We start from the raw sequence: 24,967 nt of genomic DNA on the forward strand, positions 1-24,967 counted from the left end.
ACGAAAAAATATAGACAAGAAACGCATATGTCAAAGGTCGAAAGTGAACTACCGGTCACGTTATGAGCGCTAGATAAGGGTTCGAATCCGCACGCTAGACAGGCGCGTAAGCGATGAACTGGCTGGGATGTGGGAATTGTCCTAAAGTAGCCGCCGACCTGTCCCCTGACCGGAGCCTTGCATGACCCCCGCCCTTGACCTCTTGAAAAAAGCCCGCGCCGAGCACCGTGTGCACAGTTATGAACATGACCCCAAGTCGGCGTCATACGGGCTGGAGGCGGCCGAAAAGCTAGGGCTCGATCCGCAGCAGGTGTTCAAGACCTTGCTGGCGAGCAGCGAGAAGGGCGAGTTGCTGGTGGCGGTGGTGCCTGTGGTCGGCACGCTGGACCTCAAGGCGTTGGCCCATGCCGCTGGCGTTAAGAAGTGCGAAATGGCCGACCCTGCGGCCGCGCAGCGCGCCACGGGTTACCTCGTAGGAGGCATCAGCCCGCTTGGTCAGAAAAAACGCCTGCGCACGTTCATCGATGACTCGGCGCAGAACTTTGCAACCATCCATGTCAGCGCTGGACGGCGGGGGCTGGAAGTCGAGTTGGCAGCGACGGTGCTGGCCGAGCATACCCAGGGCAAGTTCGCCGGGATTGGCCGAGGCTAGAAAGCAGCAGGGGCTGCACTGCAGCCCCCGCTTGGTGATCAGGTCGCCGAACTGTAGCGACGAACCCCATTCTCTTGCCGCGGCAATTGCGCCGCGACACTGCCCGGCACCGGGAACAGCACCAGGTGGTCGGCTTTGACGGCAATCCCCACATCCTCGCCCAGCTGATGGTCGATATGGCTTGGGAAGATCGCTTCCAGCTGGCTGCCGGTCGGCAGCTGCAGGCGGTACAGGGTCGAAGCGCCGAGGAAGCTCTTGCCGACGATGTTGGCGCGCAGTGCGCTGTCTGGCGCATGGACGATATCGTCAGGGCGCAGCAGCACGTCCACCGAACTGCCGGGAGCCATGATGTAGGCGCGGTTGCCACGCAACTCGCCCACCTCGGTGTTGACCGCCTCATGGCTGCTCATCTGACCACGGATGAAATAACCCTGGCCGATGAAGCTGGCGACGAACGGTGTCTGCGGTTCGTGGTAGAGGTTGTAGGGCGTGTCCCATTGCTCCAGGCGACCTTCCTTGAACACCCCCACATGGTCGCTGACCGCGAACGCTTCTTCCTGGTCATGGGTGACCAGGATGGCGCTGGTGCCGCGGCTCTTGAGAATGTCGCGGACCTCATGGCTGAGGCGCCGGCGCAGCTCCACGTCGAGGTTGGAAAACGGCTCGTCGAGCAGCAGCAGTTGCGGCTCCGGGGCCAGTGCACGGGCCAGTGCGACGCGCTGTTGCTGTCCACCGGACAGTTCATGCGGGTAGCGACCGCCCAGGCCGCCGAGCTTGACCAGCTCCAGCATCTCTTCGACCACCTGCGCCTGGCGCGGGTGCTTGGCGATGCCAAAGGCAATGTTCTGTGCCACGGTCAGGTGTGGGAACAGCGCATAGTCCTGGAACACCATGCCGATTCGGCGTTTTTCCGGTGCTTGGGTAAAGCCGGCGCGGGAAATGACCTCGCCGGCCAGCTGGATTTCACCCTCGTGCACCGGCTCGAAGCCAGCGATGGCGCGCAGGGTGGTGGTCTTGCCGCATCCCGAAGACCCCAGCAGGCAACCGATGTCGCCTGCATTGAGGTGCAGGTTGAGGTTCTGGACGATGCGCTGGTCGCCGTAGCCGCAGGCGAGGTTGCGCAGGTTGAGCAGTAGGGGTTGACTCATGCGTGGTGGTAAGCCGGTTCGACAAGGTATTCGAGAAGGGCCTTCTGCGCATGCAGCCGGTTTTCAGCCTGGTCCCAGGCGACCGAACGTGGGTCGTCGAGCAGGTCCTGGCTGATTTCCTCTCCGCGGTGGGCGGGCAGGCAATGCATGAACAGGGCATCGGGTGCCGCCAGGTCGAGCAGTTCGCGGGTGACCTGGTAAGGCGCGAAATGCGCCAGGCGCCGTGCAGTTTCCTCCTCCTGACCCATGGAAGTCCAGACGTCGGTGGTCACCAGGTGGGCGCCGCGCACGGCTTCTTTCGGATCACGGATGATCTGTACCCGGTCACCGCCCAGTGCCATGAAGCGTGGGTCCGGCTCATAACCCTCGGGGCAGGCGATGCGCAGCTGGAAGTCGAACTGCCGGGCCGCCTCGATGTACGAGTTGCACATGTTGAAACCGTCGCCGATCCAGGCCACGGTCTTGCCCTGAATCGAGCCACGGTGCTCGAGGAACGTCTGCATGTCGGCCAGCAGCTGGCAAGGATGCGATTCGTCCGACAGACCGTTGATCACCGGTACCCGCGAATTGGCGGCGAATTCGGTGAGCGTGCTGTGGGCGTGGGTACGGATCATGACCGCATCGAGCATGCTCGAGAGCACGATGGCGCTGTCGCTGATCGGCTCGCCACGGCCCAGCTGCGTGTCGCGTGGGGACAGGAAGATGGCCTGGCCACCGAGCTGGATCATGCCGGCCTCGAACGACACGCGGGTACGGGTCGAGGACTTTTCGAAGATCATGCCCAGTACGCGATTCTTCAGCGGCTCGAACAGCACGCCTCGCTTGCGCAGGTCCTTCAGCTCGATGCCTCGGCGGATCACCCCGAGCAATTCGTCGGTGGTGAAGTCCAGCAGGGAGAGAAAGTGCCTAGCGCTCATGATTGACTACCTTATCTGCAACGGTATGCAGGTCGACCGTATGGTTTTTTTTGACAACGGGAGTGACCTGCGGCGTAAGCCGCACGGGGCGGACGAAATAGGGAAAGGCGCAATACTATAATTAAATGTCGCCTAAAACCAAGAGGGGAAACAGCAGCTCTGTTGTAAAGGGTGTATTTACCCGTTGAGCCCTAGCTGTTTTTTATTTGCTACAGGGGTTGTACACGGCTTGCTGGCAATTTGGCAAATGGCTTTGCCGTAGGCTGGCGTGAATCGTGCGCCTGATGTCGCGGGATTCACGCCACGAAACTGGCTGGATGGGCACCGGTGCAGGGCGCATAGTCACCCTTCGACAACAACAAGGCAGAGGCGGCCATGACCAAGACCCTGCATCACCGTGCCTGTCACCTGTGCGAAGCCATCTGCGGGCTGAATATCGAAGTCAGCCATGAGCCTGGCGAACCCGCGCGCATCAGCTCGATCAAGGGCGACTCCGACGACCCTTTCAGCCGTGGCCACATCTGCCCCAAGGCCGTGGCACTGCAGGATATCCAGCAGGATCCCGACCGCCTGCGCCAACCGCATAAGCGGGTTGGCGATCAATGGCAGGCTATCAGCTGGGACGAAGCGTTCGTCCTGGCCGCCGACAAGCTCTGGGCGATACAACAGGCCCATGGGCGCAACGCCGTGGCGGTGTACCAGGGCAACCCCAGCGTGCACAACTACGGGTTGATGACCCACAGCAACTATTTCCTTGGCTTGCTCAAGACCCGCAACCGCTTCTCCGCCACCTCGGTGGACCAGTTGCCCCAGCACCTGACCAGTCACTTGATGTACGGCCACGGCCTGCTCTTGCCGATCCCCGATATCGATCACACCCAGTTCATGCTGATTCTCGGGGGCAATCCACTGGCTTCCAATGGCAGCATCATGACCGTGCCGGACGTGGAAAAACGCCTGAAGGCCCTGCGTGCACGGGGTGGGCGACTGGTGGTGATAGATCCGCGGCGCAGCGAAACGGCGGCGATGGCCGACCAGCACCTGTTCGTGCGCCCCGGTGGCGACGCGGCCTTGCTGTGCGGCCTGCTGCACACCCTGTTCGACGAAGGCCTGGCGCGCGGTACGCACTTGCCGGTGAATGGCCTGCAGCAGGTGCGCGAGGCGATCGTGCCGTTCAGTGCCGAGGCCATGAGTGCGCACTGCGGCATCGACGCAGCCGACATTCGCCAGCTGGCACGGGATTTCGCCGCTGCCGACAAAGCCGTCTGCTACGGCCGCATGGGGGTCTCCACCCAAGCCTTCGGCACCTTGTGCCATTGGCTGGTGCAATTGATCAACCTGGTCACGGGCAACCTTGATCGCGAGGGCGGGGCGTTGTGCACCGAGCCTGCCGTCGATTTGGTGGCGAGCACGTCGGGCGGGCACTTCAACGCATGGCAGAGCCGAGTGTCGGGCTTGCCCGAATACGGTGGAGAGCTGCCGGTGGCGGCCTTGGCCGAAGAAATGCTCACGCCTGGCGAAGGCCAGGTTCGTGCACTGGTGACCGTGGCGGGTAATCCGGTGCTGTCGACTCCCAATGGTCGTCAACTCGACAGGGCGCTGCAGGGGCTGGAGTTCATGCTCAGCATCGACCTTTATATCAACGAAACAACCCGCCACGCCGACCTGATCCTGCCATCCACCTCGGCGCTGGAAAACGACCATTACGACAGCACCTTCAACCTGCTGGCGATACGCAACGTCACGCGCTTCAACCGCGCCATTCTGGCCAAACCGGACGGGGCGCTGCATGACTGGGAAATTTTCGTAGGCCTGGCGCGGGCGTTTACCGAGCGTGCGGGGCTGGAACTGAAGCCGACCCAACCGCCGGCACTGATTATAGACCTGGCATTGCGCAAGGGACGCTACGGTGATGCCTCTGCCTTCAAGCTTTCGCTGGAGACCCTGGACCAGCATCCCCACGGTCTTGACCTCGGCCCCCTGCGGGCCAACCTCGGCCCGCGTCTGGGGACCGCCAGCAAGATGATCGAGGCGGCGCCTCAGGTGCTGCTGGACGACTTGCACCGGCTAGCCTGTCAGGCACCACCGGCAGTAGGTGATTTGCTTTTGATCGGCCGTCGGCACATTCGCAGCAACAACTCATGGATGCACAATTTCCATCGCCTGGTGAAAGGCAAGCCGCGCCATCACCTGTTGATGCATCCGCAGGATCTGCAGCAACGACATCTGCAGGATGGCCAGCAAGTACGTATACGTTCGCGCACCGGAGTGCTGGAAGTCGAAGTGCAAGCCTGCGAAGACATGATGCCCGGTGTGGTCAGCCTGCCCCATGGATTTGGCCACGGTCGTCTGGGCGTGCACCTGCAGATTGCCCAGTCGCAGCCGGGGGTAAGTGCCAACGACCTGACCGATGAGAGCCTGCGCGACCAGGTTTCCGGCAATGCCGCGCTCAATGGCGTGCCTGTGCAGGTGGAGGCCGCCTGAGCGATGGCAGAGGCCGAGCACGCCGCTCGGCTTTCCGATACAATGCGTCACCGTGCCGACGACCATGTCGGAAAGTTCAGCCGAGGTGCTACATGGATATCATCGAAACGATCAAAGAGCAGATTGCCAACAACACCATTCTGCTTTACATGAAAGGCTCGCCGAATGCCCCGCAGTGCGGCTTCTCTTCGCGCGCCTCGCAAGCCGTCATGCAGTGTGGCGAGAAGTTCGCCTACGTCGACATCCTGCAGAACCCGGAAATTCGCGCCAACCTGCCCAAGTACGCCAACTGGCCAACCTTCCCGCAACTGTGGGTAGCGGGCGAGCTGGTCGGCGGTAGCGACATCATGCTGGAAATGTTCGAGAAGGGTGAGCTGCAGACCCTGATCAAGGAAGCCGCCGCCAAGGCCAAGGCTGCCGAAGCCTGATCATCAGACAGGCAATAAAAAACCCGCTCAAGGCGGGTTTTTTATTGCCTGCGAAAATTACTCTTCGCCCATCTGCGACTGCAGGTAGTTCTCGATGGTGATCTTGTCGATCAGGCTCAGCTGGGTTTCCAGCCAGTCGATGTGTTCTTCCTCGGATTCGAGGATGTCTTCCAGCATTTCACGCGAGCCGAAGTCACCGACGGTTTCGCAGTGGGCGATGGCGGCTTTGAGGTCGACCAGGCCCTGCTTTTCGATCTTCAGGTCGCACTCGAGCATTTCCTTGGTGTGCTCGCCGATCAGCAGCTTGCCCAGGTCCTGGACGTTGGGGATGCCTTCGAGGAAGAGAATACGCTTGATCAGTTTGTCAGCGTGCTTCATCTCGTCGATGGATTCCTTGTACTCGTGCTTGCCGAGCTTGTTCAGGCCCCAATCTTCGTACATGCGTGCGTGCAGGAAGTACTGGTTGATCGCGACCAGCTCGTTTCCGAGGATCTTGTTGAGATGCTGGATGACGCTTACGTCGCCTTTCATTTCGGGTTCCTGCCCTGTTGAAGTATGCCAATACAGAGAAGTTTGAGCCCGATACATAGGCCTGTCAAACCTAAGTTCTTGAATAATAAGTGAAAATTAATAGGAATAAGAATGTTTGTGAACCGCGTTGGAGCGCTAACTTATTGAATTTTAGGCATAAAAAAACCGGACACGAGGTCCGGTTCTTCAAATTCGGTAACATCAAGCGGCAGTAAATTCCACCGGGTAGGGCAGGGCGGCTTGCTGGCTCACTTGCAACTCGGTGATCGTTTCACGAACCACCTGCTTGGCCAGGCAGGCGCATTTGCCACATTGGCTGGCGACATTGGTCGCAGCGCGCACTTCCTTGTAACTGCAGCATCCTTCATAGATCGCATCGCGGATCTGTCCGTCGGTAACGCCGACACAAAGACACACATACATAAGGGCTGACCATCGCGGTTGAGTCGATGGATTGGAGCTTAATGTTAATGAGAATGCTTGTCAAAGGACTTTCTGAGATGGCCTTGCTTGAGCGACCGGCGGTTGAATTCGGCCTGTCATCAGAAGCCGTGTATGATGGTCGGCCTTTGTTGGATGTCGGGCAAGCCTGCTTGGCCCGGCAAACGGTTCTTCACCCTCATCAGGAGATTACAATGAGCGTACTCGTTGGCAAACAAGCCCCCGACTTCACCGTTCCAGCCGTGCTGGGCAACGGCGAAATCGTCGACAGCTTCAACCTGGCCTCGGCCATCAAGGGCAAGTACGGCCTGGTGTTCTTCTACCCACTGGACTTCACCTTCGTCTGCCCGTCCGAGCTGATCGCCCTGGACAACCGCATCCCGGACTTCCAGGCGCGCAACGTCGAAGTGATCGGCGTGTCGATCGACTCGCACTTCACCCACAACGCCTGGCGTAACACCCCGGTCAACAACGGCGGCATCGGTCAGGTGAAGTACACCCTGGCGGCCGACATGACCCACGAAATCTGCAAGGCCTACGACGTCGAGTCCGAAGGCGGCGTGGCCTTCCGTGGCGCCTTCCTGATCGACACCAACGGTGTTGTTCGCTCGCAGATCATCAACGACCTGCCACTGGGCCGTAACATGGACGAGCTGCTGCGTCTGGTTGACGCCCTGCAATTCCACGAAGAGCACGGCGAAGTCTGCCCGGCCAACTGGAAGAAAGGCGACAAGGGCATGAATGCCTCGCCGGAAGGTGTTGCTGCTTACCTGAGCGAGAACGCTGGCAAGCTGTAATTGCCGAGCGCATAAAAAAACCGGCCTTCGTGGCCGGTTTTTTTGTGCCTGGAATTCAAGGCTCCAGTGCCTGTTCGGGCCTTATCGCCGGCTTGCCGGCGATGGGGACCTCGACTCAATCGTTGAAGTCGCGCCAGCCGCCCATCTCTTTCCAGCGATTGACGATGCCGCAGAAGAGCTCGGCGGTCTTCTCGGTGTCATAACGCGCCGAGTGCGCCTCGCGCCCGTCGAAGTCGATATCGGCGCTCTGGCAGGCGCGTGCCAGCACGGTCTGGCCGTAGGCAAGGCCCGCCAGGGTGGCGGTGTCGAAGCTGGAGAACGGGTGGAACGGGTTGCGCTTGAGGTCGTTGCGCGTCACCGCCGCATTGAGGAAGCCCAGGTCGAAGCTACTGTTGTGGCCGACCAGGATCGCCCGCTTGCAGCCATTGGCCTTGAGGGCCTTGCGCACGCCACGGAAGATGTCGGTGAGCGCGCTTTCTTCGCTCACTGCCATGCGCAGCGGGTGGTCCAGCTTGATGCCGGTGAACTCCAGGGCAGCGGGCTCAATGTTGGCGCCCTCGAACGGCTCTACCCGGTAGAAGTAGGTGTGCTCGGGGAACAGGAAGCCTTTCTCGTCCATGCCGATGGTCACGGCGGCGATTTCCAGCAGGGCGTCGGTGGCACTATTGAAGCCGCCGGTCTCGACATCCACCACCACTGGCAGATAGCCACGGAAGCGCTCGGCCATCGGGTGGCGCGAGCCGCTGCCGGTTTGGCCGTCCTGGTCGTCTTCGTAGAGGTCTTCGCTCACGCGTTGTCCTCCAGCAGGCGCCAGCGCAGTTTCTCACCGGCGCGCAGCGGGACCACGGTCTGCTCGCCGAATGGCAGGCTGTCCGGGGCGGTCCATTCTTCGCGGACCAGGGTAATGGTGTCGGTATTGGCCGGCAGGCCATAGAAGGCCGGGCCGTGCAGGCTGGCGAATCCTTCCAGCTTGTCCAGCGCATTGCGCTGTTCGAAGGCTTCGGCGTACATCTCGATGGCCGCGTAGGCGGTGTAGCAACCGGCGCAACCGCAGGCGGCTTCCTTGGCGTGACGGGCATGGGGTGCCGAGTCGGTGCCGAGGAAGAACTTCGGGTTACCGCTGGTAGCCGCGTCCAGCAGCGCCACCTGATGGGTGTTGCGCTTGAGGATCGGCAGGCAGTAGAAGTGCGGGCGGATACCGCCGACCAACATGTGGTTGCGGTTGTACAGCAGGTGCTGGGCAGTGATGGTCGCACCGACGTTGGCCGGGGCCTCGGTGACGAATTGCGCAGCGTCCGACGTGGTGATGTGCTCGAACACCACTTTCAGCGTCGGGAAACGCTCGACCAGGCGGCGCATGTGCTCGTCGATGAAGCGCTTTTCGCGGTCGAACACGTCGATCTCGCTGCGCGTCACTTCGCCGTGCACCAGCAAAGGCAAGCCGGTTTCCGCCAGCGCTTCGATGGCCGGGAAGATGTTGTCGATGCTGGTCACGCCCGAATCGGAGTTGGTGGTGGCGCCGGCCGGGTACAGCTTGGCGGCGTACACGATGCCGCTGGCCTTGGCCGCGCGGATGTCCTCGGGGCTGGTGCGGTCGGTAAGGTACAGCACCATCAGCGGCTCGAAGCGGCTGCCGGCCGGGCGGGCGGCAAGGATGCGCTCGCGGTAGGCGCCAGCTTCGACGGCATTGCGCACCGGCGGAACCAGGTTGGGCATGATGATGGCACGGGCGAAGGTACGCGCCACATCGCCAACGGTATGGGGCAGGACGGCACCATCGCGCAGATGGATGTGCCAGTCGTCGGGGCGCAGGAGGGTCAGGCGATCGGACATTGGGGATTCCAGGCGGGTCGAACTCAAGCGTCAATGCTACCGGAAAACCCTGGGCGGAGCACGGCTATCAAGTTTTCCGCCAAGCGTCCGATAGCCTGCAGGTAAGCCGTCAGAAAGAGTGGAGCCGCCCGTGCGCCAGCGTTACCTAGCCCTGTTGACCCTGTTCGCCAGCCTGCCGGCCGGCGCACTGACTTTCCAGACCCGCATGGAGAACATCGCCTGGAAGGTCGAGGGTGACCAGTTCGAATGCCGCCTGATCCAGTCGATCGACGGTTTCGGCAGTGGCGAGTTCGTGCGTCGGGCGGGTGAGCAGCCGGTGTTCCAGCTGCGCTCGGACAGCAATGTCCTCGGCGCCGGGGCGGCCACGCTGCTGGCGGCCGCCGCACCCTGGCAGCCAGGGCGGGGCGATATCAACCTCGGCGCCGTGCGCATGGCGCGCAACGGTGTGTTGTTCACCTCTTCTCAAGGCCAGGCGAGCCGCCTGATCAATGGCTTGCTCGATGGGCGCAGCACCGTGGTGCGCCGTTACGCTGGCGAAGGCGGGCGGGCGATGGAAGTGCGGGTGCTGCCGGTGAGTTTTGCCAAGGCCTACAGCGATTATCAGGTGTGCGCCGGCAAGATGCTGGCGATGAACTATGACCAGGTCCGCCAGACCCAGGTCAGCTTCCCTGGGGGTGGTATCGACCTGGATGCTGCGGCCCGGGCGCGCCTGGATCTGATCGTCGACTATCTCAAGGCCGATCCGTCGGTCAATCACATCGAACTCAACGGCCACTCGGACAACAGCGGCAATCGCCTGACCAACCGTGACACCTCGCGGCGCCGCGCGCTGGCGGTAGCCGACTACTTCGTCGCCCATGGCATAGCGGAAGATCAAATCACCGTGCGCTTCCATGGCGAGCGGTATCCGTTGGTGAAAAACAACAGTGCTGGCAACCGCGCACGCAACCGACGCGTGAATATCGAACTGGACCGCGTGACCCCGGTCGACAAACCTGGCGTTCAGCCGGCCCAGCAATCCGTTCCGGCGCCCTCTGCGGCGCCCGCTGCGGCTCCTGCTGCCACCGTCCCAGGCACCACCCCTGGTGCAACGGGGGCATAAGCCTCCTGAATGCGACAGGACGTCGCGCCCTCGACAATTCCTGTCGCTTTGTCGTCAGAAGCTGTCGCCCCACTGTAAATTTTTCCGTAACGCCGGTAGAATCGGGCCTTTTCCGTACAACCCCGTGGAGTGATGGCATGGCGGACGTAAAAAAGGTCGTACTGGCGTATTCCGGCGGCCTTGATACTTCGGTGATTCTCAAGTGGCTGCAGGATACCTACAACTGCGAAGTGGTGACCTTCACCGCTGACCTGGGGCAGGGCGAAGAAGTCGAGCCGGCTCGCGCCAAAGCCCAGGCTATGGGCGTAAAAGAGATCTACATCGACGACCTGCGCGAAGAATTCGTGCGTGATTTCGTCTTCCCGATGTTCCGCGCCAACACCGTCTACGAAGGCGAGTACCTGCTCGGTACTTCCATCGCCCGTCCGCTGATTGCCAAACGCCTGATCGAGATCGCCAACGAAACTGGCGCCGACGCCATTTCCCACGGCGCCACCGGCAAAGGTAACGACCAGGTACGTTTCGAACTGGGTGCCTACGCGCTCAAGCCGGGCGTCAAGGTCATCGCACCATGGCGCGAGTGGGACCTGCTGTCCCGCGAGAAACTGATGGACTACGCCGAGAAGCACGGCATCCCGATCGAGCGCCACGGCAAGAAGAAGTCGCCGTACTCGATGGACGCCAACTTGCTGCACATTTCCTATGAAGGCGGTGTCCTGGAAGATACCTGGACCGAGCACGAAGAAGACATGTGGCGCTGGAGCGTCTCGCCGGAGAACGCCCCAGACCAGGCGACCTACATCGAGCTCACCTACCGCAACGGTGACATCGTCGCCATCGACGGTGTCGAGAAGTCTCCCGCCACAGTGCTGGCCGACCTGAACCGTATTGGCGGTGCCAACGGCGTCGGTCGCCTGGACATCGTCGAAAACCGTTACGTAGGCATGAAGTCACGTGGCTGCTACGAAACCCCCGGTGGCACCATCATGCTCAAGGCCCACCGTGCCATCGAGTCGATCACCCTGGACCGCGAAGTCGCTCACCTGAAAGATGAGCTGATGCCGAAGTACGCCAGCCTGATCTACACCGGCTACTGGTGGAGCCCGGAGCGTCTGATGCTGCAGAAGATGATCGACGCTTCGCAGGTCAGCGTGAATGGCGTGGTACGCCTGAAGCTGTACAAGGGCAACGTCACCGTGGTCGGCCGCAAGTCGGACGATTCGCTGTTCGATGCCAACATCGCGACCTTCGAGGAAGATGGCGGCGCCTACAACCAGGCCGATGCCGCAGGCTTCATCAAGCTCAATGCGCTGCGCATGCGCATTGCGGCCAACAAAGGCCGTGGCTTGCTTTAACGCACAGTTGAGCTGCAGGCAATAAAGAACCCCGACTCAGGTCGGGGTTTTTTTTGCGTGGTCACTTCGTGCGTAATGTCGTGTTGTTCGAAAGGTCGCCAACCGACAACCGAAAATACTGTTGATTTTCCAGGTTGCAGAATAGCCAGGTGCGTCCGGATTCATGAGGCTGGGCCATGGCGTGAAGTAACTGCTCGGCAATCCTCTTTTGCACATCAGGGCCGGAAAGCATAACAGTGACAGGCTCTGCTTCAGTCGAGGACCGTAGCTGGCCATTACTTGCAGGCGTACTGGCGGCCTCTACCTTCAGGCTATTGGTGTCTTCGGGCTTGTACAGCGATTTGTAGTTGAAGTTAAGCGTCAGAAAAAACAAGGCAGTCAAAAAAAACGGAAAACCCACCAGAAACCAGGTGTATAGGGTCTGACTTTCTTCGCTCAGGAAAGGGAGTGTCGCCAGGGCTGAGGATTCAATGATGCCGGCAAAGATGGCGATGATGGTCAGCGGGGCTGCGGGCTGGCTGGTCAAGGTGGCGGCCTCCTGCGGTTTTGCCTATCAATACCAGAGCGTCCCTCTCAACCAAATGCTGGACTCTTTCCGTGCCATGAAAATGATCCCGCTTTCTTCTTTGTTGTTGAATGTCGCTGCTGCAAAAGTAACTGCCTTGCCGTACTGCCAATCGACGGGGCAAGGAAGTTGTAAATTCTTATTTGTAGGAAAATTCCTAAAGCGACGTAAGGCTCATCTATTCATGTATTTGCTCTGGTATTTGACACGCCACTGAGTGTGCGGCTCGGTTATGGTGAAGCGTCGTTAAAGCAAAATAATGAATGAATGGATATCGCATGAATAAAGTCCTTATCGTGGATGACCACCCGGTCATACGCCTGGCAGTGCGCATGCTGATGGAGCGGCATGGCTACGATGTGGTCGCGGAAACCGACAACGGAGTGGCAGCCTTGCAGCTTACGCGGGAACACCTCCCCGATATCGTGGTGCTGGATATCGGTATTCCCAAACTTGACGGGCTGGAGGTCATTGCCCGTTTATCATCAGCCAGTCCGGGCAGCCGAGTACTGGTGTTGACGTCACAGGCACCCGGGCACTTCTCCATGCGTTGCATGCAGGCGGGTGCTGCAGGTTATGTGTGCAAACAGCAGGAACTCACCGAACTGCTCAGCGCCATCAAAGCCGTGTTGTCTGGCTATAGCTATTTCCCCAATCAGGCTTTGCACAAGTCTCGTGGCCGAGTGGGCGCGGGCAGTGAAATGGAAATGGTCGATCGCCTGTCGGCAAGGGAGATGATGGTGTTGCAGCAACTGGCGCGTGGCAGGTCGAACAAGGAAATCGCCGAGAGCATGTTCCTCAGCAACAAGACAGTCAGTACTTACAAGACCCGCTTGTTGCTAAAGCTCAACGCCCACTCGCTGGTGGATCTGATCGAGCTGGCCCGGCGACACGGCCTGACGTGAAACCTGAATGCAGGAAGCCTCCGTATGGAGGCTTTCCGTCAGGGCTACAGGTCGTAGTCGAACTCGGCGAGTTGCCGCTGCAGGCGGCGTTCTTCCAAGAGGTTATCAATGGTGCGACGTTTGCTGAGGTTGGTTTTTGCGGGTTCCACCTGCGGTTCCGCGTCGTCGTCAGCGGTGGCAAAGTCATCTTCGATCGACAGGTCGTCTTTGTCGGTACTCATGGGTCGCTCCAAGCCAATGGGCCATTGGCCGTCCTTATAACCAGAAAGCGAGGCGTGGTAAAAAAGATTTTTTCAATCGCAACCCATGACTGTTCGCTATCGAATCAATCGTCCGAAGTCTTCTGCTTGTATTCGCACAAGTCTTCGATCCGGCAACTGCCGCATCGTGGCTTGCGCGCCTGGCACACATAGCGCCCGTGCAGGATGAGCCAATGATGCGCATCGAGCAGGTAGTCCTTGGGCACGAACTTCAGGAGTTTCTTCTCGACTTCAAGCACGGTCTTGCCTGGCGCGATGCCGGTGCGATTGCTGACCCTGAAAATGTGTGTATCCACGGCCATGGCCGGCTGACGGAAAGCGGTGTTGAGGACCACATTGGCGGTCTTGCGGCCAACGCCCGGTAGCGCCTCGAGCGCCTCACGGGTTTGCGGTACTTCGCCGCCATGACGTTCGATCAGCAAGCGACAGGCTTCGATGACATTCTTGGCCTTGCTGTTGTAAAGGCCGATAGTCTTGATGTACTCGCTCAGCCCTTCGACGCCGAGTGCGTAAATGGCTTGAGGGGTATTGGCGACTGGAAACAGACGGGCGGTGGCCTTGTTGACGCCAACGTCGGTGGATTGTGCCGACAGCGTGACGGCGACCAGCAACTCAAAAGGGGTGGTGTAAGCCAATTCCGTCTTTGGATCGGGATTGTCTTCGTGCAGCCTGCGAAAGATCTCCAGGCGTTTGGCGGCATTCATGGGGTCAACGGGTTCCTTGACGACGAGAGGGGGCGCGGCCCAGACGCAGGCGATTGTACAAGGCCAACAGTACGCCGAGCAGTAGCAGCGCGCCGGAACACAGGGCGGCGGTGTGCAGGCCCAGCCCCTGGTCCAGCCCTTGACGGCTGGCGCCGAGCAGCAAATAGAGCAGTAGCAGGCCAGCCAGGTGCACGAGCAGTTGGCGCCAGCGACCCTCGGCTGGCAACAGCTGGTCTGCAGCCAGGCATTGCAGGCAGATCAAGGCGGGGAAGTAACCGAGCGACAAGGCCTGCGGCAGTGCCCAGGCACGCAGCGCAAGTTGCAGGCAGCTGACCAGGGCAGCCAGGAGCAACAGGCTTGCCAGCCAGTACGTCGCACCGCTGAGCCTGCCGCGCAAGGGGGTCAGCAACGCCTGGTGAAGGAGGCTCAGCGTCACCATGGCCACGCCCAGGGTGGCGGCCAGGGAAAAGGTTTGGGTGGCGCCCAGCAGCGGCGCAAGGCCGGCCACCAGCAGGCAGTGCCTATTCATGGGCGGGGCTTCCGAGCAACAGCGTGCGATGCTGGTCAAAATACACCAGCGCCTCCTGCTGCGCTGCTATCACGGCACGTGAGGTGACCGTCGCCCCAGCCAGTTGGTCGAAGTCGCCCTGGTCGCGCTTGAGCGCCCAGCGATCGTCCAGGCGACGGTTGGAAAATTGCCCCAGCCAGTTCAGCTGCGGGTCGCTGATGCGGGCTCCAAGCCCAGGACTTTCCTGTTGCGCGATCACCTGCGTGCCGATCAACCGGCCATCCGCACTGATGGCGATGGTCAGTCGGATTGGCCCGTTGTAGCCTGTGACCTGGCTCACCATTACCACCGCCGTTGGCAGCGCCCCCAGGGTGGCGCGGTAGGCAGCCGTGATCCGGCTGTGCAACGGTTGCTCCCCCGGAAGTGGTAGCGGCGTGTTCAGGGGTTGGTTGTCGTAGGTTCGCTCAGGCAGGACCGCGAGAAACTGGCGCGCATGCAACTGCTGTTCGGCTTCGACGATGGTCGGACGGGTCCATTGCCTCCATGCCAAGGTTGTCGCCACGGCCAGCCCGGCCACGAGCAGCAGCCAGGCGGTATTGCGAATGCGCGGGTTCATGGCGCGACCTGCTGGCGTCGCAGGACGAGCCGATCAAGGGCGGGGGCCAAGAGGTTCATGAACAGGATGGCGAATGCGGTGCCGTCCGGGTAGCTGCCCCAGGTGCGGATCAGGTAGATCAGCATGCCCGCACCAAGCCCGAACAGTAGCCTGGCCAATCCTGCCTTCGGGCCGGACACGGGTTCAGTGGCGATGAAAAAGGCCGCCAGCATGGTCGAGCCGGAGAACAGGTGAAGCAGTGGCGAGCCATTCGAATCCGAGCCGGAGCCATTCCATGCCAGCAGGCTGAACAGCATCAGCCCTGCCAGCAAGCCCGCAGGTGCGTGCCAGCTGTACACTTTTCGCTGCAACAGGAACAACCCGCCGAGCAGAAATGCCAGGTTGACCCACTCGACGCCACGCCCACCAACGGCGCCGAAGCCCGGGTGGCTGGCGAACAGTTCATCGATGGTCAGGCTGCGGTTATGACGCAGGCCGTCCAGCACGGTGGGTCGGGCCCAGGCGTCGATCTGCTCACCCCCGCCAAACACCAGGTGCAGGCTGTCGACGAGCCCCGGTGATTGTGCTGGCCAATGGTTCATCTGCAGGGGGAAACTCAGCAGCACGAAGGCGTAGCCCAGCATCGCCGGGTTGAAGAGGTTGCGGCCCACCCCACCGAACGCTTGCTTGCCAAGGCCGATGGCAATGGCCGCTGCGGTCATCGGCAGCCACCAGGGCGCTTGAGTGGGCAGGGCGACGGCGAGTAGCACCGCCGTCACCAAGGCGCTGCCATCGTTCAGGGTGGCCGCCACTGGCTGGCCGCGCAGGGCCAGCAGCGCGGCTTCGCAGCACACCGCGCTGCTGGCGCACAACGCCAGACTGAACAGCAGGCCCCATCCGTGCAGCCAGAACGATGCCAAGAGACCGGGGGTGCAAGCCAGCAGCACCAGGCCCATGGCAGTGCGCAAGCGCGGGTCAGGTAATGCCATGGTCGTGCCGCGGCGAAGCGTCAATGCGATGATTCAGGTTCATTGTGTGAACAATCCGTTGAATCCGGAGAACGCCATGGCCATCACGCCGGCACCGACCAGGGTGATGGGCAGGCCGCGCAATGCCGCTGGAATGTCGGCGTGATCGCTGCGTTGCACCAGGTCGTCGAACAGTGCCAGCGCCAGCCAGAAGCCAAGACCGGCCATGACGCTGCAGCCCAGCGTGGCGAGCCATTCCTGCTGATCAAACATGGCCTGCAGGGCCAAACCGAGTACCACGGCATTGCCCAGCAAGGGCACTGCCAGCCCCTCGCTGGGCCATTGCGGACGTAGCCTTGCCAATGTCTGCGGCACGCCCCACGCCAGCAAGCCTAGCCAGGGCAGGAGCAGGAACAGGCGCAGGTCTTCAAGCTCCCAAGGTGCTACTACCCAGCGCTCCAGTGCTTGGCCGCCGGTTATCCCGAGGGCAATCGTCAGCGCGCACGCCAAACCGCACACCTGCACGCGCAGGCGCGAGGGCGGCTGTTGTTGCAGGAGCATGTGGCTGACCAGCGCAGCACTGATCAGGACCAGGACATAATCGTTCATATACATGACGATAGCCGTGATTCGTCAGGGCGTCTGGCCATCCGAGAGGGGATACGAATGCCCCGGCGCGAAGGCCGGGGCAGAGGGCGTTACTTGATGCGCTGGCCTGGTTTGGCACCGCTGTCAGGGCTCAGCAGGTAGATCTCTTCACCGCCTGGGCCGGCGGCCATGACCATGCCCTCGGACACACCGAAGCGCATTTTGCGGGGTTTGAGGTTGGCCACCATCATGGTCAGGCGACCTTCCAGCTGGGAGGGGTCCGGGTAGGCCGACTTGATGCCCGAGAACACGTTGCGACGCTCGTCGCCGATGTCCAGGGTCAATTGCAGCAGCTTGTCAGCGCCGGGCACGGCTTCGGCCTTGACGATCAGCGCAACGCGCAGGTCGACGGCGGCGAAGGTGTCGAACTCGATTTCCGCCGACAGCGGGTCCTTGGCCAATTCGCCGTTGCCGGCCGGGGCCTTGGCTTCGGTAGCCAGCAGGTCTTCCTTGCTGGCTGCAACCATGGCCTCGACCTTGGCCGGTTCGATACGGCTCATCAGCGCCTTGAACGGGTTGAGCGTGTGGTTTTCCAGGCGCGACAGGTGATCGTTCCAGGTCAGCGGCGCGACATTGAGGAAGGCCTCGGCATCGGCAGCCAGCACCGGCAGTACCGGCTTGAGGAAAATCACCAGCTGGCGGAACAGGTTGACGCCCTGGGCACAAATGGCCTGGACTTCTTCCTGCTTGCCTTCCTGCTTGGCCAGCGACCACGGGGCCTTGTCGGCGATCCAGGCGTTGGCGCGGTCGGCCAGGGCCATGATTTCGCGCATGGCGCGGCCAAAGTCGCGGCCTTCGTAGGCGTCGGCAATGGACGGTGCAGCGGCAAGGAAGGCTTCGGTCAGTTCCGGTGCGGCATCGCCGGCAACCATGACGCCTTCATTGCCCTTGTGGATGAAGCCTGCGCAGCGGCTGGCGATGTTCACCACCTTGCCAACCAGGTCCGAGTTGACCTTCTGCACGAAGTCCTCGAGGTTCAGGTCGAGGTCGTCGACGCCACGGCCAAGCTTGGCGGCGTAGTAGTAGCGCAGGTATTCCGGCTGCAGGTGGTCCAGGTAGGTGCGGGCCTTGATGAAGGTACCGCGCGATTTGGACATCTTGGCGCCGTTGACGGTCAGGTAACCGTGCACGTTGACCGCGGTCGGCTTGCGGAAGCCTGCGCCTTCGAGCATGGCCGGCCAGAACAGGGCATGGAAGTTGACGATGTCCTTGCCGATGAAATGGTACAGCTCGGCCTTGGAGTCTTCGTTCCAGAACGCATCGAAGTCAAGCTCCGGGCGGCGGGCGCAGAGGTTCTTGAAACTGGCCATGTAGCCGATCGGCGCATCCAGCCAGACGTAGAAGTACTTGCCGGGTTCGCCTGGGATCTCGAAGCCGAAGTACGGCGCGTCACGCGAGATGTCCCACTCCTGAAGGCCCGAGTCCAGCCACTCGGCGAGCTTGTTGGCCACGGCGTCCTGCAGGGTGCCGCTGCGGGTCCACTGCTGGAGCATGGCCTGGAAGTCCGGCAGCTTGAAGAAGAAGTGCTGGGAGTCGCGCAGTACCGGGGTGGCACCGGAGATCGCCGACTTGGGGTTCTTCAGTTCGGTCGGTGCGTAGGTGGCGCCGCATTTTTCGCAGTTGTCGCCGTATTGGTCTTCGGCCGCACACTTTGGGCAGGTGCCCTTGATGAAACGGTCGGCCAGGAACATGCCTTTTTCCGGGTCGAAGTACTGGGTGACCGAACGGGTGGCGATGTGCCCGGCTTCGCGCAGGCGCGAATAGATCAGGCTCGACAGCTCGCGGTTCTCTTCACTGTGGGTGGAGTGGAAGTTGTCGAAGTCCACCAGGAAATCGGCGAAGTCGCTGCTGTGCTCGGCTTGCACGTTGGCGATCAGCTGCTCCGGGGTGATGCCTTCCTTTTCGGCGCGCAGCATGATGGCCGAGCCGTGGGCGTCGTCGGCACAGACGTAGATGCACTGGTTGCCACGTAGTTTCTGGAAGCGAACCCACATGTCCGTCTGGATGTACTCGAGCATATGGCCAAGGTGGATGGATCCATTGGCATAGGGCAGGGCGCTGGTTACGAGAATCTGACGTGGCTCGGACATAGTGGCTCGGCTACTTATTCGGCTCGGGTAAAATTGAGGGTGATCGGCCACTATAAAGGGCTCGCGAATATATTTCACCCCGCGCGCGCATCTGCTGACGATTGACGGGTTAGGATAGGCGTCTGTTTTACATTCAGTTTGCCAATGGGAGTGTCCATGAGTGTCGTCACCCGTGCCGCCGTCGAAGGCGTGCTTCGCCAGTACACCGACCCCTACCTGAACCTGGACCCGGTGAGCGCCGGTTGCGTGCGCGCCATCGATATCCAGGGCGGGCAGGTCGCTGTGCAGTTGCAGCTCGGTTATGCCGCCGGCCTGTTCAAGAACGGCTGGGCCCAGGTGCTGCAAACCGCGATCGAGAACCTTGATGGCGTCGCTTCGGCGCAGGTGTCGATCGACTGCGTGGTGGCCGCGCACAAGGCCCAGGCCCAGGTGCCGGCCATGGCCAACGTCAAGAACATCGTCGCCGTGGCGTCGGGCAAGGGCGGGGTCGGCAAGTCCACCACCGCTGCCAACCTGGCCCTGGCCCTGGCGCGCGAAGGTGCTCGGGTCGGTATTCTCGACGCTGACATCTATGGGCCAAGTCAGGGTGTGATGTTCGGTATCGCCGAAGGCACTCGCCCACAGATCCGCGAGCAGAAATGGTTCGTGCCGATCAAGGCCCATGGCGTGGAGGTCATGTCCATGGCCTTCCTCACCGATGACAACACGCCCATGGTCTGGCGTGGCCCGATGGTCTCCGGGGCCTTGCTGCAGCTGGTGACCCAGACGGCCTGGGATGACCTCGATTACCTGGTGATCGATATGCCGCCGGGCACCGGTGATATCCAGCTGACGCTGGCGCAAAAAGTCCCGGTGGCCGGTTCGGTGATCGTCACGACGCCCCAGGACCTGGCCTTGCTCGATGCCAAGAAAGGCGTGGAAATGTTCCGTAAGGTCAACATTCCGGTGCTGGGGGTGGTGGAGAACATGGCGGTGCACATCTGCTCGAACTGCGGTCATGCCGAGCACCTGTTCGGCGAAGGTGGCGGCGAGAAGCTGGCGGCGCAGTATGGGGTCGAGCTGCTGGCTTCGTTGCCGTTGTCGATGCTGATCCGAGAACAGGCCGACAGTGGCAAGCCGACGGCGATCGCCGAGCCGGAAAGCCAGATTGCCATGGTCTATCAGGAACTGGCCCGTCAGGTCGGGGCGCGGATCGTGTTGCAGGAGGCGGCAGCGCCGGCCATGCCGAGCATTACCATCAGCGAGGATTGATTCCCCGCGTAGTCCTGTAGGAGCGGCCTTGTGTCGCGAAAGGGCTGCGCAGCAGCCCCAGCGATATTGGCCGCGGCGCAGTAATCTGGGGCTGCTGCGCAGCCCTTTCGCGACACAAGGCCGCTCCTACAGCAGGCATAAAAAAACCCGCCAGAAGGCGGGTTTTTTTGAAAGCTAGGAAGCTAGATCGACTTAGGCGATCTGAACTTCTTCAGCCTGCATGCCTTTCTGGCCGCGGGTAGCGACGAAAGTAACAGCCTGGCCTTCTTTCAGGGTTTTGAAGCCGTCAGCTTGGATGGCTTTGAAGTGCACGAACAGGTCGTCGCCCGACTGAGGGGTGATGAAGCCGTAGCCCTTCTCATCGTTGAACCACTTAACAACACCGGATTGACGGTTGGACATTTTTCTGTCTCCTTGGACAAAGTTGAAAACGGTCAGGAAAATCCCTGGCCGGGACTGAGCGCAAAGAGAGCAGAAAATTCAGCGATGGGCCGATCAGGATCGTGCATCAAACTAGAGATTCTCGGTGTCACGTGCAGCACAGTGGCGTCACCTTAACCCACTTTGTGCAACCTGCCAATCACCAAGATGGCCTTTGATGAAATTCAGATCGACGGCGGCCGCAAGCCCCGTCCGGCGCGGGATGTGGCATGGAACTTTAACCTGGGCGCTCGGACCGGTAAGATGCGCGTCTCGTTTTTCACCTTGTAACTCTTCAGGACACCCCCGCCATGAGCATCAAATCGGACAAGTGGATTCGCCGCATGGCGCAGGAACACGGCATGATCGAACCGTTCGTCGAGCGCCAGGTGCGCGGCGAGCAGGACAGCCGGGTCATCTCTTTCGGCGTCTCCAGCTACGGCTACGACGTGCGTTGCGCCGACGAATTCAAGGTGTTCACCAACATCAATTCGGCCACCGTGGACCCGAAGAATTTCGACGCCGGCAGCTTCGTCGACGTCAAAAGCGATGTCTGCATCATCCCGCCGAACTCCTTCGCCCTGGCGCGTACCGTCGAGTACTTCCGCATTCCGCGCAATGTACTGACCATCTGCCTGGGCAAGAGCACCTATGCGCGTTGCGGCATCATCGTCAACGTCACCCCGCTGGAGCCAGAGTGGGAAGGGCACGTGACCCTGGAGTTCTCCAACACCACCACCCTGCCGGCGAAAATCTACGCCAATGAGGGCGTGGCGCAGATGCTCTTCCTGGAATCCGACGAAGAGTGCGAAGTGTCCTACAAGGACCGTGGCGGCAAGTACCAAGGCCAGCGCGGCGTCACCCTGCCGCGGACCTGAGCCGACGAGCGCGGGGAATTCCCCGCGCCTTTGGCACTCCAACGGGTAACTGTGCCGATGTGCATGATGCGCATCGGCTCTCGTCAGGAGCAGCCAATGAAACTCCATCCCACAATCAGCGCGAAGCTGGCTGTGCTGCAGCCCAACCACGTCGGGTTGCTGTCATGGTCGTTGCTGGCCCATCCGCTGCCGATGCAGGCCGGGGGCGTGCCCCACCAGCCTGATCCCGATACCCCGCAGCCGCCCGAGCCGGGTGAAACGCCACCCATGGAGCCGGGCGAACCGACCTTGCCCGACGAGCCGCCTCCCGCGCCTGTGGCGTGATCAACCGTTCAATGCCCAGACGTCGCCATCGCCTGTGACAAATACCCGGGTGCCCGCGCCTGGGTTGACCGTCCAGCCACCCGTGAACTCGCCAAAGGCCGGCAGCAGGCTGACTTGGGTATCGAGCAGGAAGCACGGCAGACGCAGCCGTTGCCGGGCCCGCCCGCGCAACAGGTAGACCGGATGCACATGGCCCGCCAGTACCGGGTGCTGGGGGTGAGCAATGGGCTCGTGCTGCAACGCGAAGGGTGCCAGCAGCCAGGGTTCATCGATCACGTTCATGGCCAGTTCGGCAGGCGGGTCGCCGGCGTGGCGGTCGTGGTTACCGCGGATAAGGACGATACGCAGCCCGCCGTGTTGGCCGCGCCATGAGCGAAGCTTGGCCAGCGTAGCGGGCGCCCGCGCCGTGTGCGCGTGAAGAAAGTCGCCGAGAATCACCAACTGCTTGCAATGGTATGCCGCCAGTAACGTATCCAGGCGCGCCAGGGTCGTGTCGGTAGTACCCCGTGGCACGGGCTGGTGCAACGCCCGGAAGCTGGCGGCCTTGCCAATATGCACATCGGCTATCAGCAACGTCTCCCGGGCGGGCCAGTAGAGGGCTTTGTCGGGGAGCAGCCAGAGTGTCTCGCCGCAATGTTCGACCACCAGATGGCGACTCATGGCGCGCGGTCCCGCATGGCCGCTTTTTCCAGGTCCGCCACCATTCTGGCAATCCGGTCTGCCAGTTTCTCTGTGCTCAACGTTTCGCGCATGCCTTCCACCAGCAGGGCGAAGGCCAGCGGCCCCGGCCGTTGCAGTGCCCGCAGATCCAGCCGCAAGCGGCCCATCTTCAGCAACTGACGCTGCAGACGTTCGATTTCCAGCTCCTCACGCAGCACTTCATCTTGCGCCTGGCCGAGCAGCAGGTTGTTGGCGTCGTGCTTGCGAAACACCTCGAAGAACAGCCCACTGGAGGCCTGGATTTGCCGGGTGCTTTTCTGCGCAGCCGGATACCCACCGAACACCAGCCCGGCGATCTGGGCGATTTCGCGAAAGCGCCGCAGGGCCATTTCACCGGCATTGAGGCTGGCCAGCACATCCTCCAGCAAATGCTCGGCGGACAGTGCGGGGGGCAGGTAGGCGGCCCAGTCCACAGGGCTCGGGCTGAGCAGTTCGAAGCCATAGTCGCTGACGGCAATCGACACCGAAAGCGGTTGTTGCCGGCTGACCCGCCAGGCGATCAGGCTGGCCAGCCCCAGGTTGGCCATGCGCCCGGCGAATGGGTAGAGGAACAGGTGCGAGCCCTGGCGCGAGACCAGGGTCTCGGCCAGCAGTGTCTGCAGGGTGGGCAGGGCCGACCAGCGTGCCTGCAGCGCAAGCAGCGGGCGCACCGCGCGCAGCTCGGGACTGGCATAGCGGCCGTGGGCAGCGGCATCCAGTTGCTCCACCAGGGCATCGGCCAGTTCGCTGGACAGCGGCATGCGCCCGCCATTCCAGCGGGCCACGGCAGCCTTGCGAGCGCTGCTGCGGCGCACATAGGCGGTCATGTTCTCGACCCTTACCAGTTCAAGCACCCGCCCGGCGAACACCAGCGTGTCGCCGGGGCGCAAACGGGCGATGAAGGCTTCCTCGACACTGCCCAGATGCTTGCCGCCACCGCCCTTGCTCCAGTATTTCAGTTGCAGGCTGGCGTCACTGACGATGGTGCCGATGCCCATGCGGTGACGCCTGGCCAGGCGCTCGCTGGCGACTCGCCAGATGCCGTCGTGGTGGGCTTCGACACGCTGATAGTCGGGGTAGGCGCTGAGCGAGCTGCCGCCATGGCAGACGAAGTCCAGTGCCCATTGCCACTGGCTGTCGCGCAGCTCACGAAACGCCCAGGTGGCGCGCACTTCCGACAGCAGCTCAGCTGGGCGAAAGCCGCTGCCCAGGGCCATGCTGACCAGGTGCTGGACCAGCACGTCCATGCACAGCCGCGGCGAACGGCGCGCCTCGATATGCCCGGCGGCCAGCGCCTGACGCGCCGCAGCGGCTTCCACCAGCTCCAGGCTGTGGGTAGGCACCAGGGTGACACGCGAAGGCCGGCCCGGCGCGTGCCCGGAGCGCCCGGCCCGCTGCATCAGGCGAGCGATGCCCTTGGCCGAGCCGATCTGCAGCACCCGTTCCACCGGCAGAAAGTCCACGCCCAGGTCCAGGCTGGACGTGCAGATCACCGCCTTCAGCAGGCCTTGCTTGAGGCTCAGCTCGACCCAGTCGCGGGTTGCCCGGGCCAGCGAGGCATGGTGCAGGGCGATCTGGCCGGCCCAGTCGGGGCGTGCATCCAGCAGGGCCTGGTACCACAGCTCGGCCTGGGCGCGGGTATTGGTGAACACCAGGCTGCTGGCGCTGCCGTCGAGCTCATGGGCGACCTGGTCGAGCATCTTCAGGCCCATGTGCCCGGCCCAGGGGAAGCGCTCGATCGCCGGCGGCAGCAAGGTGTCGACCACCAGGCGCTTGTCCTGACGGCCCCGTACCAGTTGGCCGCCATGGGGCAGCAGCACTTCGAGCGCATGCGGCAGGTTGCCCAGGGTGGCTGAAAGGCCCCAGGTCACCAGATCAGGCCGCCAGCGGCGCAGGTGCGCGAGGGCCAGCTGCAGTTGTACGCCCCGCTTGTTGCCGAGCAGTTCGTGCCATTCATCGACCACCACCAGGTGCAGGCTGGCGAAGTCGTGACAGGCCTGTGCCCGGGTCAGCAGCAAAGTGAGGCTTTCGGGTGTAGTGATCAGCGTGCTTGGCAGGCGCCGGGCCTGACGGGCGCGCTCTGCGCTGCTGGTATCACCGCTGCGTACCGCAACGCTCCAGTTCAGCCCCAGGTCGTCCACGGGAGCCTGCAAGGCGCGAGCGGTATCGGCCGCCAGCGCGCGCATGGGGGTAATCCAGAGGACCTGCAGCCCTGGGGGCTGGCGCCCGGGCTCGGCAAAGGCGCGCAGCGCGGCCAGCCAGACGGCGTAGGTCTTGCCGGCCCCGGTGCTGGCATGCAGCAACCCGGATTCGCCACGGCCGACGGCCGCCCAGACTTGCCGCTGAAAGGCGAAGGGTTTCCAGCCACGCGCGGCGAACCAGGCTGTGGCGAGGTCAGTGGAGGCAGGCATGCGCGGTGTGGTCCCTGCAAGGCTGTGCTTCTACAGACCACCCTACGGAGCCA

Annotated in this window: 27 protein-coding genes; 10 read left to right on the plus strand and 17 right to left on the minus strand. The window is 62.1% G+C overall.

Annotated features, from left to right (window positions below; all coding sequences use genetic code 11):
• Positions 1 to 181 precede the first annotated feature (181 nt).
• Complete coding sequence (gene ybaK, locus ACIPZG_RS14275; RefSeq protein WP_008094555.1) at positions 182 to 652, plus strand: Cys-tRNA(Pro) deacylase; 471 nt, start codon at positions 182 to 184, stop codon at positions 650 to 652.
• Between the two features lie 38 nt (positions 653 to 690).
• On the opposite strand, the gene ACIPZG_RS14280 is transcribed toward ybaK, so the two are convergent.
• Together ACIPZG_RS14280 and argF are read right to left on the minus strand one after the other, a co-directional pair.
• Entirely contained in the window at positions 691 to 1,800 is a 1,110-nt protein-coding gene (locus ACIPZG_RS14280) for an ABC transporter ATP-binding protein (protein WP_400714686.1), read from the minus strand.
• A complete protein-coding gene (gene argF / locus ACIPZG_RS14285; protein WP_008099563.1) occupies positions 1,797 to 2,717 on the minus strand; it encodes an ornithine carbamoyltransferase in 921 nt (306 codons plus the stop codon). Before argF ends, ACIPZG_RS14280 begins: the two co-directional genes overlap by 4 nt.
• A 375-nt stretch (positions 2,718 to 3,092) precedes the next feature.
• On the opposite strand from argF, the gene ACIPZG_RS14290 reads away from it, so the two are divergent.
• On the plus strand, positions 3,093 to 5,201 hold the full coding sequence (locus ACIPZG_RS14290) for a molybdopterin oxidoreductase family protein (RefSeq protein ID WP_400714689.1): 2,109 nt from the start codon (positions 3,093 to 3,095) through the stop codon (positions 5,199 to 5,201).
• Between the two features lie 92 nt (positions 5,202 to 5,293).
• Complete coding sequence (gene grxD, locus ACIPZG_RS14295; RefSeq protein ID WP_400640839.1) at positions 5,294 to 5,629, plus strand: Grx4 family monothiol glutaredoxin; 336 nt, start codon at positions 5,294 to 5,296, stop codon at positions 5,627 to 5,629.
• Positions 5,630 to 5,686: 57 nt separating this feature from the next.
• Here the strand turns inward: grxD and bfr are convergent, their stop codons facing one another.
• Together bfr and ACIPZG_RS14305 are read right to left on the minus strand one after the other, a co-directional pair.
• Complete coding sequence (gene bfr, locus ACIPZG_RS14300; protein ID WP_008099568.1) at positions 5,687 to 6,160, minus strand: bacterioferritin; 474 nt, start codon at positions 6,158 to 6,160, stop codon at positions 5,687 to 5,689.
• Between the two features lie 201 nt (positions 6,161 to 6,361).
• On the minus strand, positions 6,362 to 6,583 hold the full coding sequence (locus ACIPZG_RS14305) for a bacterioferritin-associated ferredoxin (RefSeq protein WP_008099571.1): 222 nt from the start codon (positions 6,581 to 6,583) through the stop codon (positions 6,362 to 6,364).
• A 212-nt stretch (positions 6,584 to 6,795) separates the two neighbouring features.
• Between ACIPZG_RS14305 and ACIPZG_RS14310 the strand changes: the two genes are divergently transcribed.
• Positions 6,796 to 7,398, plus strand: coding sequence for a peroxiredoxin (locus tag ACIPZG_RS14310; protein WP_008099573.1), 603 nt, complete (start codon positions 6,796 to 6,798; stop codon positions 7,396 to 7,398).
• Positions 7,399 to 7,513: 115 nt separating this feature from the next.
• Here ACIPZG_RS14310 and rnt read toward each other — a convergent pair whose 3' ends face one another.
• Both rnt and pyrC read right to left on the minus strand, forming a co-directional pair.
• The gene (rnt, locus tag ACIPZG_RS14315) at positions 7,514 to 8,125 is read right to left on the minus strand and encodes a ribonuclease T (RefSeq protein WP_400640950.1); all 612 of its coding nucleotides are present in this window, start codon (positions 8,123 to 8,125) and stop codon (positions 7,514 to 7,516) included.
• Positions 8,126 to 8,184: 59 nt separating this feature from the next.
• Complete coding sequence (gene pyrC / locus ACIPZG_RS14320) at positions 8,185 to 9,231, minus strand: dihydroorotase (RefSeq protein WP_400640842.1); 1,047 nt, start codon at positions 9,229 to 9,231, stop codon at positions 8,185 to 8,187.
• Positions 9,232 to 9,361: 130 nt separating this feature from the next.
• On the opposite strand from pyrC, the gene ACIPZG_RS14325 reads away from it, so the two are divergent.
• Together ACIPZG_RS14325 and ACIPZG_RS14330 are read left to right on the plus strand one after the other, a co-directional pair.
• Positions 9,362 to 10,333 (plus strand): OmpA family protein, encoded by a 972-nt coding sequence (locus ACIPZG_RS14325; RefSeq protein WP_400714692.1) that lies wholly within the window; start codon positions 9,362 to 9,364, stop codon positions 10,331 to 10,333.
• A gap of 137 nt (positions 10,334 to 10,470) precedes the next feature.
• The gene (locus ACIPZG_RS14330; RefSeq protein ID WP_400714695.1) at positions 10,471 to 11,688 is read left to right on the plus strand and encodes an argininosuccinate synthase; all 1,218 of its coding nucleotides are present in this window, start codon (positions 10,471 to 10,473) and stop codon (positions 11,686 to 11,688) included.
• 61 nt (positions 11,689 to 11,749) lie between these two features.
• On the opposite strand, the gene ACIPZG_RS14335 is transcribed toward ACIPZG_RS14330, so the two are convergent.
• On the minus strand, positions 11,750 to 12,214 hold the full coding sequence (locus ACIPZG_RS14335; RefSeq protein WP_400714697.1) for a hypothetical protein: 465 nt from the start codon (positions 12,212 to 12,214) through the stop codon (positions 11,750 to 11,752).
• 317 nt (positions 12,215 to 12,531) lie between these two features.
• On the opposite strand from ACIPZG_RS14335, the gene ACIPZG_RS14340 reads away from it, so the two are divergent.
• Positions 12,532 to 13,158, plus strand: a complete 627-nt coding sequence (locus ACIPZG_RS14340; protein WP_008099586.1) for a response regulator transcription factor — start codon at positions 12,532 to 12,534, stop codon at positions 13,156 to 13,158.
• A gap of 44 nt (positions 13,159 to 13,202) precedes the next feature.
• Here the strand turns inward: ACIPZG_RS14340 and ACIPZG_RS14345 are convergent, their stop codons facing one another.
• The 7 genes from ACIPZG_RS14345 to metG form a co-directional block, all read right to left on the minus strand.
• On the minus strand, positions 13,203 to 13,379 hold the full coding sequence (locus ACIPZG_RS14345; protein ID WP_008099588.1) for a PA3496 family putative envelope integrity protein: 177 nt from the start codon (positions 13,377 to 13,379) through the stop codon (positions 13,203 to 13,205).
• A gap of 104 nt (positions 13,380 to 13,483) precedes the next feature.
• Entirely contained in the window at positions 13,484 to 14,122 is a 639-nt protein-coding gene (gene nth, locus ACIPZG_RS14350; protein WP_008099591.1) for an endonuclease III, read from the minus strand.
• Between the two features lie 4 nt (positions 14,123 to 14,126).
• Positions 14,127 to 14,651 carry an Rnf-Nqr domain containing protein gene (locus ACIPZG_RS14355; RefSeq protein ID WP_400714700.1) on the minus strand — a complete coding sequence of 175 codons (525 nt, stop codon included), beginning with the start codon at positions 14,649 to 14,651 and terminating at the stop codon, positions 14,127 to 14,129.
• Entirely contained in the window at positions 14,644 to 15,246 is a 603-nt protein-coding gene (locus tag ACIPZG_RS14360) for an RnfABCDGE type electron transport complex subunit G (protein WP_400714703.1), read from the minus strand. Before ACIPZG_RS14360 ends, ACIPZG_RS14355 begins: the two co-directional genes overlap by 8 nt.
• Entirely contained in the window at positions 15,243 to 16,214 is a 972-nt protein-coding gene (locus ACIPZG_RS14365; RefSeq protein ID WP_400714706.1) for an RnfABCDGE type electron transport complex subunit D, read from the minus strand. The genes ACIPZG_RS14360 and ACIPZG_RS14365 overlap by 4 nt, the downstream gene beginning before the upstream one ends.
• Positions 16,215 to 16,253: 39 nt before the next feature.
• Entirely contained in the window at positions 16,254 to 16,802 is a 549-nt protein-coding gene (locus ACIPZG_RS14370; RefSeq protein WP_400714709.1) for an Rnf-Nqr domain containing protein, read from the minus strand.
• 89 nt (positions 16,803 to 16,891) lie between these two features.
• Positions 16,892 to 18,931, minus strand: coding sequence for a methionine--tRNA ligase (gene metG, locus ACIPZG_RS14375; RefSeq protein WP_400714712.1), 2,040 nt, complete (start codon positions 18,929 to 18,931; stop codon positions 16,892 to 16,894).
• Positions 18,932 to 19,087: 156 nt separating this feature from the next.
• Here metG and apbC point away from each other — a divergent pair, with 156 nt between their 5' ends.
• A complete protein-coding gene (gene apbC / locus ACIPZG_RS14380) occupies positions 19,088 to 20,182 on the plus strand; it encodes an iron-sulfur cluster carrier protein ApbC (protein ID WP_400640861.1) in 1,095 nt (364 codons plus the stop codon).
• Positions 20,183 to 20,374: 192 nt separating this feature from the next.
• Here the strand turns inward: apbC and ACIPZG_RS14385 are convergent, their stop codons facing one another.
• Positions 20,375 to 20,584 carry a cold-shock protein gene (locus tag ACIPZG_RS14385; RefSeq protein WP_003254922.1) on the minus strand — a complete coding sequence of 70 codons (210 nt, stop codon included), beginning with the start codon at positions 20,582 to 20,584 and terminating at the stop codon, positions 20,375 to 20,377.
• A 329-nt stretch (positions 20,585 to 20,913) separates the two neighbouring features.
• Here ACIPZG_RS14385 and dcd point away from each other — a divergent pair, with 329 nt between their 5' ends.
• Positions 20,914 to 21,480, plus strand: coding sequence for a dCTP deaminase (dcd, locus tag ACIPZG_RS14390; RefSeq protein WP_008096785.1), 567 nt, complete (start codon positions 20,914 to 20,916; stop codon positions 21,478 to 21,480).
• A gap of 96 nt (positions 21,481 to 21,576) precedes the next feature.
• Positions 21,577 to 21,804 carry a hypothetical protein gene (locus ACIPZG_RS14395; RefSeq protein WP_400714715.1) on the plus strand — a complete coding sequence of 76 codons (228 nt, stop codon included), beginning with the start codon at positions 21,577 to 21,579 and terminating at the stop codon, positions 21,802 to 21,804.
• Here ACIPZG_RS14395 and pdeM read toward each other — a convergent pair whose 3' ends face one another.
• Positions 21,805 to 22,464: a ligase-associated DNA damage response endonuclease PdeM gene (pdeM, locus tag ACIPZG_RS14400; RefSeq protein WP_400714718.1), complete on the minus strand. Its 660-nt coding sequence runs from the start codon at positions 22,462 to 22,464 to the stop codon at positions 21,805 to 21,807.
• Positions 22,461 to 24,914: a ligase-associated DNA damage response DEXH box helicase gene (locus ACIPZG_RS14405; RefSeq protein WP_400714721.1), complete on the minus strand. Its 2,454-nt coding sequence runs from the start codon at positions 24,912 to 24,914 to the stop codon at positions 22,461 to 22,463. The genes pdeM and ACIPZG_RS14405 overlap by 4 nt, the downstream gene beginning before the upstream one ends.
• Between the last annotated feature and the right edge of the window lie 53 nt (positions 24,915 to 24,967).

This window comes from Pseudomonas sp. NPDC089395, assembly GCF_044749525.1.
Classification (GTDB): Bacteria; Pseudomonadota; Gammaproteobacteria; order Pseudomonadales; family Pseudomonadaceae; genus Aquipseudomonas.